At 57.7% G+C, this 12,247-nt stretch carries 15 protein-coding genes; all 15 read left to right on the top strand.

The features are described 5' to 3' along the window. Window positions 1–100: 100 nt before the first annotated feature. The 15 genes from RE432_RS18365 (at window position 101) to RE432_RS18295 (ending at window position 12,241) form a co-directional block, all read left to right on the top strand. Entirely contained in the window at window positions 101–439 is a 339-nt protein-coding gene (locus RE432_RS18365; RefSeq protein ID WP_310934967.1) for a hypothetical protein, read from the top strand. A 22-nt stretch (window positions 440–461) separates the two neighbouring features. After that, entirely contained in the window at window positions 462–1,820 is a 1,359-nt protein-coding gene (locus tag RE432_RS18360; RefSeq protein WP_409079892.1) for a terminase large subunit domain-containing protein, read from the top strand. Window positions 1,821–1,822: 2 nt separating this feature from the next. Continuing rightward, complete coding sequence (locus tag RE432_RS18355; protein WP_310934965.1) at window positions 1,823–2,008, top strand: hypothetical protein; 186 nt, start codon at window positions 1,823–1,825, stop codon at window positions 2,006–2,008. Beyond that, entirely contained in the window at window positions 2,008–4,221 is a 2,214-nt protein-coding gene (locus RE432_RS18350; RefSeq protein ID WP_310934964.1) for a hypothetical protein, read from the top strand. Before RE432_RS18355 ends, RE432_RS18350 begins: the two co-directional genes overlap by 1 nt. Continuing rightward, a complete protein-coding gene (locus RE432_RS18345) occupies window positions 4,218–4,514 on the top strand; it encodes a hypothetical protein (RefSeq protein WP_310934963.1) in 297 nt (98 codons plus the stop codon). Before RE432_RS18350 ends, RE432_RS18345 begins: the two co-directional genes overlap by 4 nt. Before the next feature lie 24 nt (window positions 4,515–4,538). After that, window positions 4,539–5,576, top strand: coding sequence for a hypothetical protein (locus RE432_RS18340; RefSeq protein ID WP_310934962.1), 1,038 nt, complete (start codon window positions 4,539–4,541; stop codon window positions 5,574–5,576). A gap of 15 nt (window positions 5,577–5,591) precedes the next feature. Beyond that, window positions 5,592–6,596, top strand: coding sequence for a phage major capsid protein (locus tag RE432_RS18335; protein ID WP_310934961.1), 1,005 nt, complete (start codon window positions 5,592–5,594; stop codon window positions 6,594–6,596). A 1-nt stretch (window position 6,597) separates the two neighbouring features. Further along, window positions 6,598–7,110, top strand: a complete 513-nt coding sequence (locus tag RE432_RS18330) for an HNH endonuclease (protein ID WP_310934960.1) — start codon at window positions 6,598–6,600, stop codon at window positions 7,108–7,110. Continuing rightward, complete coding sequence (locus tag RE432_RS18325) at window positions 7,091–7,381, top strand: hypothetical protein (RefSeq protein ID WP_310934959.1); 291 nt, start codon at window positions 7,091–7,093, stop codon at window positions 7,379–7,381. Before RE432_RS18330 ends, RE432_RS18325 begins: the two co-directional genes overlap by 20 nt. 8 nt (window positions 7,382–7,389) lie before the next feature. Continuing rightward, on the top strand, window positions 7,390–7,581 hold the full coding sequence (locus RE432_RS18320) for a hypothetical protein (protein WP_310934958.1): 192 nt from the start codon (window positions 7,390–7,392) through the stop codon (window positions 7,579–7,581). An 80-nt stretch (window positions 7,582–7,661) separates the two neighbouring features. Then, a complete protein-coding gene (locus tag RE432_RS18315; RefSeq protein WP_310934957.1) occupies window positions 7,662–8,228 on the top strand; it encodes a hypothetical protein in 567 nt (188 codons plus the stop codon). A gap of 3 nt (window positions 8,229–8,231) precedes the next feature. Beyond that, window positions 8,232–9,134, top strand: coding sequence for a hypothetical protein (locus RE432_RS18310; protein ID WP_310934956.1), 903 nt, complete (start codon window positions 8,232–8,234; stop codon window positions 9,132–9,134). Between the two features lie 20 nt (window positions 9,135–9,154). Continuing rightward, on the top strand, window positions 9,155–10,678 hold the full coding sequence (locus tag RE432_RS18305; protein ID WP_310934955.1) for a hypothetical protein: 1,524 nt from the start codon (window positions 9,155–9,157) through the stop codon (window positions 10,676–10,678). Then, window positions 10,675–11,100 (top strand): GNAT family protein, encoded by a 426-nt coding sequence (locus tag RE432_RS18300; RefSeq protein ID WP_310934954.1) that lies wholly within the window; start codon window positions 10,675–10,677, stop codon window positions 11,098–11,100. The genes RE432_RS18305 and RE432_RS18300 overlap by 4 nt, the downstream gene beginning before the upstream one ends. After that, window positions 11,093–12,241 (top strand): hypothetical protein, encoded by a 1,149-nt coding sequence (locus RE432_RS18295; RefSeq protein WP_310934953.1) that lies wholly within the window; start codon window positions 11,093–11,095, stop codon window positions 12,239–12,241. Before RE432_RS18300 ends, RE432_RS18295 begins: the two co-directional genes overlap by 8 nt. The last annotated feature ends 6 nt before the right edge of the window (window positions 12,242–12,247 follow it).

The raw sequence follows: 12,247 nt of genomic DNA, 5'->3' as shown, positions 1-12,247 counted from the left end.
TGCAGGGCTTTTTTGCGTTTGTCCCCTCCTGGTCTTTGGGCCACCTCGCCCCGGTTTGAGCTGAAAAGGCTCGCCGGGGCATTTTTATTGCGAGGCATTTATGAGCAATCCTCAGAATGCCGCGATTGAAAAGAATCAAACCAATTCAAGGCGCGGCGGTGCAAGGCCTGGAGCCGGAAGAAAGCCTGGCTCAGCCACCAAAAAGACGAGGGAAATAGCAGACAAGGCAGCCAAGGACGGAATTACTCCGCTCGAAGTGATGCTTGAGGCCATGATCTCGTTCCGCGACGCCGGCGAATTGGATAGGGCAGCTTCGATTGCCAAGGACGCCGCGCCTTACGTTCATCCTCGCTTGGCTGCTATTGAGCATTCAGGCAAGGACGGCGGTCCGCTCGTTGTGCAGGTGGTTCGCTTTGGCGACGATCCAACTACCGAATAAATGGCGTCCCCGTGGCTACCAGATGCCAGCATGGACATATCTGGAGCGAGGCGGGCGCCATGCCGAGCTTGTGTGGGCAAGGCGGCATGGAAAGGATGAGGTAGCTTTACACCGGACCGCGTGCGCGGCTTTTGAGAGGGTGGCCAACTACTGGCACATGCTCCCTGAAGCCGCTCAAGCCCGCAAGGCCATCTGGAAGGCGATTAATCCTCATACGGGGATACGTCGGATAGACGAAGCGTTCCCGCAGGAGTTGAGGGCGTCTACCAACGACACTGAAATGCTGATCACGTTCAAAAACGGGTCGAGCTGGCAAGTGGTTGGGTCGGACAACTTTAACTCGCTCGTGGGGTCTGCCCCGGCAGGCATTGTTTATTCCGAATGGGCGTTAGCAAACCCGGCTGCACGGGCTTATCTTCGCCCGATTCTGCTGGAAAACGGCGGATGGCAGATATTTATCACCACGCCGCGAGGCAGAAACCACGCACATAAAACGCTGTGCGCCGCACAGAAAGACCCGAATGCCTTTGCTCAGATATTGAGTGCCGAGGATACGGGGATATTCAGCGTCGAGCAGTTGGACGCCGAACTCAAGGCCTACATGGACGAGTTCGGCGAGGAATACGGCAGGGCGAAGTTTGAGCAGGAATATCTATGCTCCTTCGACGCTGCAAACCTGGGCGCGATCCTGGCCCGATCAATCGGAATTGCGGAGAAAGAGGGGCGAATTGGTCCGCACATCGAATATGACCCGAACGGCGCAGGCATTGAGATCAGCGCTGACCTGGGGCGCAGGGATGCGGCCACATGGTGGTTCTGGCAGCCCACGATGGGCGGCTATCACATTGTCGATTACGACGGCGGCTGGGGTATCGACGCTGATGATTGGGTGGATCGGCTCAGGCCCAAGCTGGAAGGCCGGAAGCTGGAGAAAATCTGGCTGCCCCACGACGCCAGGGCCAAGACATTTGCCGCCAAGCATTCAGCGCTGGAAATCTTCGTTAAGGCCTTTGGGGTGAACAAGGTCGCAATCACCCCCGATTCAAAGAAAGCCGACCGGGTGAACGCGGCCCGAAAGATCATCAGACGCGTCGCGTTTTCCGATCGTTGCGAAGATGGTTTAGAGGGATTACGGGCCTGGTCGTATGAATACAACGAGGAAAGCAAAACTTTCAGTAGTGAGCCCAAGCATGACTGGGCATCGCATGACGGTGATGGATTTTCGTATGGTTGCTTGATTATGGAAATGTTCAAGCCGCCGCCAACCATTGAAACGACCCGCTTCCCAATCACAGGAAAGAAAACTGGCGTCATGCAAACAGTCACCATGGATGAGCTTTGGCAAATGAACGACCGACAAGCGCGGTCATCGAGGATATGAGTATGCAGCCAGTCAAATACGACGCAGATGGACGAATTGTGGTCAATGACACTGACGCCATTGTGTCGTGGGCCAACGGCTTGCCATTCACGGCTGACGGCTCCTTGGCGGTGTCGGGTGATTTGCCTGTTGTTGTGAACGGCGGCGTGCCTGCTGGCGCCGACGGAAAAGTGACGGTATCCGCGTAATGGCTGACGAAAAAAACTCCGCCGCCCAAAGCGCTCAAAAGTGGCTCGATGCGCTCAAGTGCGTCGAAAACGACACCGATAACAAAAACTGGGCTGATCGCAGTAAGAAGATAGTTCGTCGCTATCGCGATGAGCGCAGCAATTTCGAGGCCTGCGCCAAGTTCAATATCCTGTGGTCGAACACCGAAACAATCTTCCCAGCCATCTACAGCCGCACGCCCAAGGCCGAAGTCTCGCGCCGAAACAAAGACGCCGATCCTGTGGCGCGCACCGCTTCCCGCATTCTTGAACGGGCCTTGCAGTACGAAATCGACCAGTACCCCGACTTTGACGACAGCATGAGGGCCGCGATTCTTGACAGGCTGCTGCCGGGGCGCGGCACCGTCTGGATTCGGTTTGAAGAATACGAGATTGCGCGACCCGAAGGCGAGGATGCGCCGGCGCTCGAAATCGATGCGGCCGCCGCGCCGCCTGCGGGTCAAATGGCCGGCGAGCCTGGCGCAACATCATCACTCCAGAACTGGGGTGCGCTATTGGTCGAGGATGAGCAGGAAGCCGAGAGCCCAGAAATCAAAGAGCATGCTTGCGTCGATTATGTCTACTGGGAGGATTTCAGGCACGGACAAGCGCGTGTGTGGGCGGATGTTCCATGGGTGGGCCGGCGTGTGTACATGCGCCGAGATGAAGGCATTGAACGCTTTGGCGAAGGGTTCCGTGAAGTACCGCTCACGCAGGAGCCCATCGGCATTGATGAAAAGATGCGGGAATCGGGCGCGCTGGATGATCTGAAGAAGGCGGCGGTATGGGAAATCTGGGATAAGGACAGCAAAACGGCTGTATGGGTAGCAGAAGGCTTCGCGCAGGTGCTGGACACCAAGCCCGACCCTTACGGCCTGGAAGGCTTCTTTCCATGCCCCAAGCCGCTGTTTGCCACGCAAACCACCGACCAGATCACGCCAGTACCGGACTTTGTCTTGTATCAGGACCAGGCTGACGAGTTGGACCTTCTGACAACGCGCATCAATGGTCTTGTCGGGGCGCTCCGGTTGGCCGGCGCTTACGATCAATCTCAGCCCGCCCTGGCCCGCATATTGCAGTCGCCCGACAATGAGCTAATCCCGGTTGAAAACTGGGCCGCGCTGAGCGAGAAAGGCGGTCTTGCGGGCGTTATGGAGTTCGTGCCCATCAAGGATGTGGCCGCTGCACTGCAAGCCGCGTATGCCGCCCGGGAGCAGGCCAAGCAGGTCATTTACGAGATAACCGGCATATCGGACATCATCCGGGGCGCGACCAAAGCGAGCGAAACCTACGGGGCCCAGGAAATCAAGCGCCAGTTTGGCTCTTTGCGGTTGCAAACCCGCCAGCGCGACGTTGCCAAGTACGCCACCGACATTCTGCGCATCAAGGCGCAGTTGATGATGGACGTATACAGCCCTGAGACCTTGCTTGCCATGTCCGGCATCATGGATACCGAGGACGGCCAGTACGCTGACCAGGCCATGCAGTTGCTGCAATCCGAGCCCTTGCGTGAGTATCAAATCACGGTTGCCGCTGATTCGCTTGTGGCGATGGACGAGGAACAGGAAAAGGCCTCCCGCATGGAGTTCCTGCAGGCTATCGGCGGATACATCGAGCGTGCCATGCAGGCCGCCCAGAGCGTGCCCGAGATAGCCCCGCTTGCGCTGGAGCTCATGATGTTTGCGGTTCGGGCCTTCCCTGCCGCCAAGCCTATCGAAGGTGCGTTCGAGCAGTTCCAGGAGGCTATGCGTAACAAGCCACCGCAAGACCCGAATGCGGGCGCCAGGGCCGAGCAAGAAGCCGAAATGGCCAAGCTGCGGCATCAGGGACAGGTCGAGCAGATGAGGCTGGAGTTTCAGGCTCGGGCCAAACAGGCAGAATTGGCCGCCGACGCTCAAGCAAACCAGATTCGCGCCGCTGCCGATGTGCAGATACAGCAGGCTAAAACCCAGATGCAGTCCGATCTTGAGATTCAGCGGGCAAATATGCAGGCTGATCTTGACCGCTACAAGGCCGGTGTGGACGCGCGAGGAAAAGCCGCCATTGCGTCAATGCAGATGGATTTTCAACGATGGAAGGCCGAACTTGATGCTGCTGTCAAGGTGCAGGTCGCCAATATCAGCAGCAAGGCCAAGGTCGATAACGCGGCCACAGCGACCGCAACGAACGAGATAGTAAGCGAGGTGACGCAATGACGCGCAAATCGTGGGTCCAGGACCCCGTAACCCTCAAGCTCATACCGAAAGACGAATACATACCCAGGGGCCCAAACGGCCCCTTTGTTATGGGCGACATCACCCCCTACAAGTCGATGATTACCGGCGAAACCATCCAGGGCCGTCGCCAGCACCGAGAACATCTGCGCCAGCATGGCTGCATCGAAGTGGGTAACGAAAAGATCAACACCACGCCGCGCAAGCCCATTGAGCCATCCCGTGACGACTACCGTCGCGCCGTCGCCGAAGTTATGAGCGGTCGCGGCCTTTAGCCCACAAACAGCAAGGAAATCCCTATGCCAGTCGAACACGTTACTGAAAACACCGAACTCGAAGACATCAGCATCCAAGACACCATTGGCGCTGCCTACGATGCGGTTGAATCCGGCGAGGCCGCACCCGACACGCCTGTACTGGAAATCGACGCCACACCCGAAACTGTCGATGATGCCGCGCCCGATACCCCTTCCGACGAGTCCACGGCCAAGTCCGATGATGCCGCACCCGACGACACGCCAACGGATGCTGATCCCGATGCTGACCCAGATCATGGCGCCGAGCCGTCCCCAGAAGACGCCGCTCCATCGTCATGGAAGCGCGAAGTGGCCGAGAAGTGGAAAGACCTGCCTCCCGAGGCGCGCGCGGAAATCCACCGTCGCGAGACCGATTACCACAAGAGCATCGAAACCTACAAGCAAAACGCCGCCATCGGCCAGGACATTCAGCGTGTGGTGACGCCGTACATGGCGAACATCCAAGCCGCCGGCGTTGAGCCTATGGCCGCCATAGACCGCCTGTTGGTGGTCGAACACCACCTACGCAATGGCACCCCCGCGCAGAAAGCGCAGATGGTCAGTGAAATATTACGAGATTACGGGATCGATCTGGCGACGGTGCAACCACCGGCCCCGGTCGACCCAGCAGTACAGGCTCTGCAACAGCAGAACCAGCAGCTACAGCGTTTTCAGCAGTCCATCGTGGAGCAACAAAATCAGGCCGTTATGTCTGATATCGAGAAGTTCCGCACGGACCCTGCAAACGTGCATTTCGAGGCCGTCAAGGACGATATGGCCGCACTGCTGCAATCCGGCAGGGCTGAATCGCTCAAAGACGCCTATGACAAGGCAGTATGGATGCGCCCTGATATCAGGAAATCCCTCGTCGAACAGCAGCGCACCGAAGCCGAAAAAAAAGCCGCCCAAGCAGGGCGCCAGCAGCGTGCGAAATCCGCCGCCGTGGGCGTCAAAGGGTCGGCCCCTTCGAAGGTGTCCACTCTTGGCCCAGATGCCAGCCTGACCGATACGGTTGCCGCTGCCATGGACGGCCTCATTTAACGACAAGGAAATATCATGGCATTCGCTAACGCGCAGGTCTCCGACCTGCTTGCTACGACCATCGCTGCCCGCTCCAAAAAGCTTGCGGACAACTTGGAACACAACAACGCCCTTCTCATGAAGCTGCGCCAGCGTGGCAACGTGCGCCCCGTCTCGGGCGGCACGCACATCATGGAAGAAATCATGTACGACGATGGCGACGATTCGTCCGGTTCGTACAGCGGGTATGACGTCATCGACATCACGCCTGATTCGCCCATCAGCGCTGCCGAATATGACTTCAAGCAATACGCCCGGGCAGTGACTATCAGCGGCCTGGAAATTATCCAGAACGCTGGCCGCGAGCAAATGATTGACCTTTTGGCTGGTCGCGTGCAAGCGGCTGAAACGCGCCTTCGTAATGCCGTGTCGGCTGGCCTGTACGGCGATGGCACAGGGAACGGCGGCAAGGACATTACCGGCCTTCAGGCGGCGATATCCGGCACGCCCAATAGCGGCACCTACGGCGGCATTGATCGTGCCACCTGGGCCTTCTGGCGAAATCAGTTGATCTCGTGCACGTCGGACGTGGGCGCGGCTATGTCGCCGTCGACCATCTTGTCGGGCATGAACAAGCTGGCATTGGCCACCGCTCGCGGAACGGATCGCACCGATCTGATCGTGGCAGACAACGAAGCGTTCGATTATTACCAATCGGCACTTCAGGCCATTCAGCGCGTCACCAACGACTCTGGCCAGGGTTTGGCTGGCGCTGGTTTCACATCGCTGAAGTACCACGGTGCTGGGGCCAATGCTGACGTCATCTTCGACGGCGGCATCGGCGGAAATATGCCAGCAAAGACCATGCATTTCATCAATACGAACTACCTGTTCTTCCGCCCGCACCGTCAGCGCAACTTCGTCGCCTTGGGTAATGACCGCCAATCGGTGAATCAGGATGCGGTGGTTCGCCTGATCGGCTGGGCGGGCAACCTCACCACTTCGGGCGCGCAGTTCCAAGGTATTTTGGTGGACAGCTGATATGGCACGACCTAGAACTGACCCGGCAATACGATTCGCAAAGTTTGTGGATGTTGTCGAGGGCGGGTGTCATGAATGGACCAGCACGCTAAACAATGGCGGATACGGAAAATTCTTTATGCCCGAACTCGGTCAGGCTCCAGCGCATCGAGTTGCATACATGATGCACAAAGGGGAAATCCCCCTAGGCCTGTGTGTATGTCATACCTGTGACAACCGCAAATGCGTCAACCCGGATCATCTGTTTCTTGGCTCTCACTCCGATAACGCGCGAGACATGGTGCGCAAGGGTCGGTACTGGGGGTCTAGGAAGGTCGCTGATCGCGAAGCTGCCCTTGCAATAAATCTGTATCGGCATCGCAAGTTTTCGCAGCAAAGCATCGCCAAGATCATCGGGGTTACGCAATCCTCGGTTTCAAAGATAGTTTTAGGTCAAGTCGATTACTCGAAACGAATCCAGCCGCCCACGGGCGGATTTTCATTGGAGAAACATCATGGCAACAGTTTTTACTGACACCCCCAAGATCGGCGTTGCGCTCTTGCAAAAGATCGACACTGCCGACACCAAGCAGCGTTCCGGGCATCGTCTGGGCTCCCAAGTGTGGGGCTCGGACGGCAAGCGCTATGTATACGCGCAGGCAGGTGCATCCATCCCGGCAGATACCTCTGTGGTCGCAATCAATGCGTCCACCTTCGTAGCGGCTGCGAGCGGTGGCAGCTACGCCTCACCTCCTGTCGCAATGGCGACCGGGGATCAGGGCTGGTTCGCTGCGGCTTCTGTGTAGGAGGGTGTATGGCAACTGATCCGAACCGTTTTATTCCCCTTGGCATGGCGCCCGCCCTGGCGAACGCTATCGCCGAGGCGATTGACGCAGCCGCTACTCCGCCCGAACCGGTCGAAATCACGGTAACCCTCACGGGAGACGTAACCGGCTCGGGCTCGGGAACCGACGCCATCGAAATCGCCACCACGATTCCCGGCTGATCGTTTCATCAACTCAACCTATCGGGAGGCCTTGTGCCTCCCGTTTTCGTTTAAGCGGCAATCCCGCAAAGGAAAACACCATGTACCAAGAAAACGGCGCCCTGGTCGAATTCTACCGCGATGCAGTGCAGAACAACTTCAAATCGGCCCAAGAAGGTCGCCCGATTTTTGATGAAAAGGATTTCGTGCGCATTCAGACCCCTGGGGACACGCGTACCGTGATCCAGCGCATTGCCAGCGATCAGGACAAACAGCGGTTTCCGCGTTCCTGGGAAGCATTCCAGCGTGGCGTGGAGCTCGCTCAGGAAGGCACGCCCCTGGAAGAGTGGAATCTTGTCTCTCGGTCCCAGGTAAAGGAGCTCAAGCACGTTGGGGTTGCCACGGTTGAGTCGCTCGCCTCGGTGTCTGACGCCAATCTGCAAAAGATGGGGCCTGGATATACACAGCTTCGCAATCGGGCCCAGCAGTATCTGGACTCATCCAAGGATGACGCCAAGGCCACCGCGCTTGCGCGTGAGTTGGAAGCAGCAAATGAGCGCATCCGCCTGCTGGAAGAAGCCAACGCAGCGCTCAAGGAGGCGGCCACTGAAACCAAGGATGACGCCAAGGCCAAGCGCGGGCCCGGCCGCCCTCCCAAAGAGGAATAAATCATGACGTTGCTTGAGTTGGTGCGCCAGGTCATGTCCGAGCTTGGGCTGCAACAGGTTTCCGGTGTCGTTGGCAATCAAGAGCCTTCCGTTCGCCAGATGTTTGCACTGATGAATCGGCTTGGCATGGATATGGTCCGAGAACACGACTGGCAAAGGCTTGTTCGCGAGCACATTCTGACCACGCAAGCAACGTCTGTTTCTTCGGCCCTCACGGAAGGAAGTGCAGTCGTGACCGTGCCGGGCACTGCCGGAATAACGAAGAAATGGGGGATATGGGGCACCGGCGCGCGCCCATTCGCTCAGGTGGTGAGCATCGATTCGTCCACGCAACTTACGATGAATATGCCGGCCGACAGGACGGGAAACTTTGATCTGCAGTTCTCGCAGATCGAATATCCGCTGCCTTCGGACTGGAAAAAGCAGATCCCACAGACGGAATGGGATCGCACCAACCGATGGCCGCTGATGGGCCCGCAAACAGCGCAGGCATGGCAGTCGTTCAAGTCAGGAATTGTATACGCAGGGCCGCGTGAGCGTTTTCGCATCATGGGCAACTGCATCGCGGTCAACCCGCCGCCGCCTGACGGTTTGCTGTTCTCTTTCGAATACGTCTCCAAGAATTACGTCATAGCGCAGGACGGGACGGATAAGCAGAGCTTCACGGCGGACACCGACACTTGCATTTTTGACGATTCGCTCATGGTCTTGGGCGCCAAGACCTTGTTTTTGCAGGCCAAGGGGCTGGACTACTCGCTGGAAGGCCAGCAGTTTGCCAATCTGATGAGCCAATGCAAAGCGCAAGACGCCAGCGCACCCGCGCTATCAATATCACCCAGGCCCGCGAGTCAACTTCTGTCCAACCGCAATATTCCTGACGGGTCATGGGGCAGCCCGCAATGGTAAGGAGACTGTCGCCTGGGCGCATGCCGCACACGAGCGCGACGACCATCCCAGCGCCCATCGGCGGCCTGAATGATCGGGACGCAATTGCGGATATGCCGCCCACCGATGCGGTGATCATGAAGAACTGGTGGCCAGAGCCATCCAGGGTGTCGGTCAGAAAGGGCTCGATTACCCATGCCAGCGGACTGTCGGGCGGTGTTGAGAGCGTTTTTGAATATTGCTCGCCTCTGGGAACTATCGAGCTATTTGCAGCGGCGGCTGGGGAAATATTCGATGTGACGACCTCCGGCGAGGTGGGTTTGCCAGTCGTGACCGGCCAAACCTCAGATCGCTATCAGACGATGGCCGCCACCACAGCGGGCGGATCGTTCTTGTACGCCTTTAACGGCGCCGACGAGCCACTGTTGTATGACGGCACAGACTGGAAACCGATAAACGACACCAGCACGCCAAGCATCACCGGAATCACTGACACGAAGACCATCATTGATGGCCTCGTTTTCAAGGGACGCGCATACCTGATCCAAAAAAACTCGATGAACTTCTGGTATCTGCCTCCAGCACAGATAGGAGGAGAAGCGGTTGCCATCGACATGGGCCAAATATTCCAGCGTGGCGGGCACATCGTCACGGCAAAGACGTGGACGATCGACTCCGGCAATGGATCGGACGATCATATGGTGGTGATTTCGAGCAACGGGGAAGTGGCGGTTTTCTCGGGGTACGACCCGTCGACACCTGGGGCATGGTCGCTCATTGGGGTCTTTTATCTTGGCCGGCCCATCGGCCAAAGGTGCGCCATCAAGTTCGGCGGGGATTTGCTGATCATTTGCGAAGATGGAGTTTTCCCATTGGGGCGCGGTCTCTTGTCGGCTTCGGTGGATCGGCGCGTGGCTGTGACGGACAAAATACAGAACCGTATTCGGCAGGCAGCCAACACTTATAAGTCAACGTTTGGCTGGGAGTTGTGCCTTGCCTCCGACCACTCGGCGGTGATTTTGAATGTTCCCGGGCAGATGAGCAACAAACAGTACGCCCAGAACACGCTTACAGGCGCCTGGGCTGAGTTTGAGGGCTGGGACGCCAATTGCTGGCTCTATTCGGAGCTTGGTCTTTTCTATGGCGGCGACGGCGCTGTATATCGCGCCTGGGATTTCGATTCTGATGATGGAGAGGCCATCGAAGCAGATTGTCTGCAGGCCTTTAACCATTTCGGCACAAAAGTGCAGACCAAGTATTTCACGATGATTCGCCCCTATATCGCTACAGGAGGCATTCCATCGATTCTTTACTCGTTGAATGGGGATTACTCGGCGACTGACCCGGAAGGCGCACTCATCACAAGACCGCCTCAAGGAATGCTATGGGGCTCGATGGTGTGGGGCTCGATGGTGTGGGGCGGATCGCTGCAGCAAGTGCAAGATTGGTTGACTGTGGGCGGCATCTACAAGTCTGCGGGATTGCGTATGAAGGTTCTGAATAATCAGTCGCCAGTCCAGTGGGCGGCCACCGATTTCATATACAGTCGCGGCGGCCTATTGTGATGATCTTTGACGCCGACGTTATTGGCCCCTGGGTAGCAAGCCGAATCGAGGGGATGACGTACTACCCGGGGACCAGTACCGGCATCGCCCGCGTGAAAGACGGAAAAATCGTTGCCGGCGTGCTCTATCAGGATCATAACGGACCGAATGTGTTCGCCCATATTGCGGTCGACCCTGGCGGCATGAATCGCCGGTTTTTATCAATCATCTTTGACTACCCATTCAATCAACTGAAAGCAAAACGCATTACCGGCGTGGTGGCATCAAGCAATGCTGCCGCCAAAAAGCTGGACGAACACCTGGGCTTTGAGCTTGAAGCAATCCTTCATGACGCACATCCAGATGGTGACCTGTGTATCTACAAAATGACAGCGGACCAATGCCGCTGGATTAAGGAACTGCCTTATGAGAGCCATGCATAACCTTGGAATACCTGATCTGCCCGAGCGCGCATTTACGCGCCATGGCAGAAATATCCTGCCGCAAGGAAAGGGAAGCGCACCGAAGGCGCCTGATTACGGCGCTGCCGCCAAAGAAACGGCAGCAGGCAACCTTGAAGCGGCTCGCTACGCCACGCAAGCGAATAGGGCGAACCAGTACACCCCATGGGGCAGCATCGAATGGAACAACAACAGAACATTTGATCAGGCGGGGTACGATGCCGCGACGCGAGCCTATCAGCAGCAACTGGCATCAGGCGGGGCGCCGTCCAAGGGCTTGACCGGCGACAAATTGTTCGACTCTATGGTGGGCGGCATATTCACGGGCAAGAACAATTCATCGGGCGGCTCCGGTGGCGCGCTTTCGGCTCCAAACCGCGATGATTTCTGGTCGGGCGGGGATGATTGGACGCAACGTATCACGCTATCACCTGAAATGCAGGCGCTGTTGGACCAGCAAAACAAGCTACAGATGGGCCTATTCGGGGCACAGGATGCAGCCCTGGGCCGGGTCAACCAGGCCATGGGCCAGGGCTTTGATTTGTCCGGACTGCCCGAAGGCGGCTCAATATACGACCCTAACCTTGCCACGAATAACGCCACCGAACTGCTGATGCAGCGCATCAGTCCGCAGCTTGACCGGCAGAACGAGTCTTTGCGCGCCCAATTGGCGAACCAGGGCATCACGCAGGGGTCGGCGGCCTATGCCAACGCCATGAATCAGTTCGGCCAGCAACGCAATGACGCGTCGACACAAGCAGCGCTGCAAGGCATCGGACTTGGCATGCAGCAGCAAGGGATGATGTTCGGACAGTCAGAGCAGGCCCGCCAACGCGCTCTTGCGGAAGCGGCGTATCTGCGAAGCCTGCCCTTGAACGAACTGAACGCGCTGCGCACCGGTAATCAGGTGTCGATGCCTCAGTTCCCTGGCTACGGCCAGCAAGCCACAACTGGGGGCGCGGATATGCTTGGGGCAGCCAATGCTGGATACAACGCACAATTGGGGGCATATAACGCGCAGCAGGCGGGACAGGCCGGAATGATGGGCGGGCTGTTTGGGATTGGCGGTTCCATACTTGGCGCGGCTGGCGATGCCGGCGGCTTCAGCAAACTATTCTCTTAGGGTTGA

The sequence above is a fragment of the Pusillimonas sp. SM2304 genome (assembly GCF_031628915.1).
In the GTDB taxonomy this organism is placed as follows: domain Bacteria; phylum Pseudomonadota; class Gammaproteobacteria; order Burkholderiales; family Burkholderiaceae_B; genus Pusillimonas_C.
The sequence above is the reverse complement of the archived record's forward strand: the minus strand, read 5'-3'. Positions and strand labels throughout refer to the sequence as shown.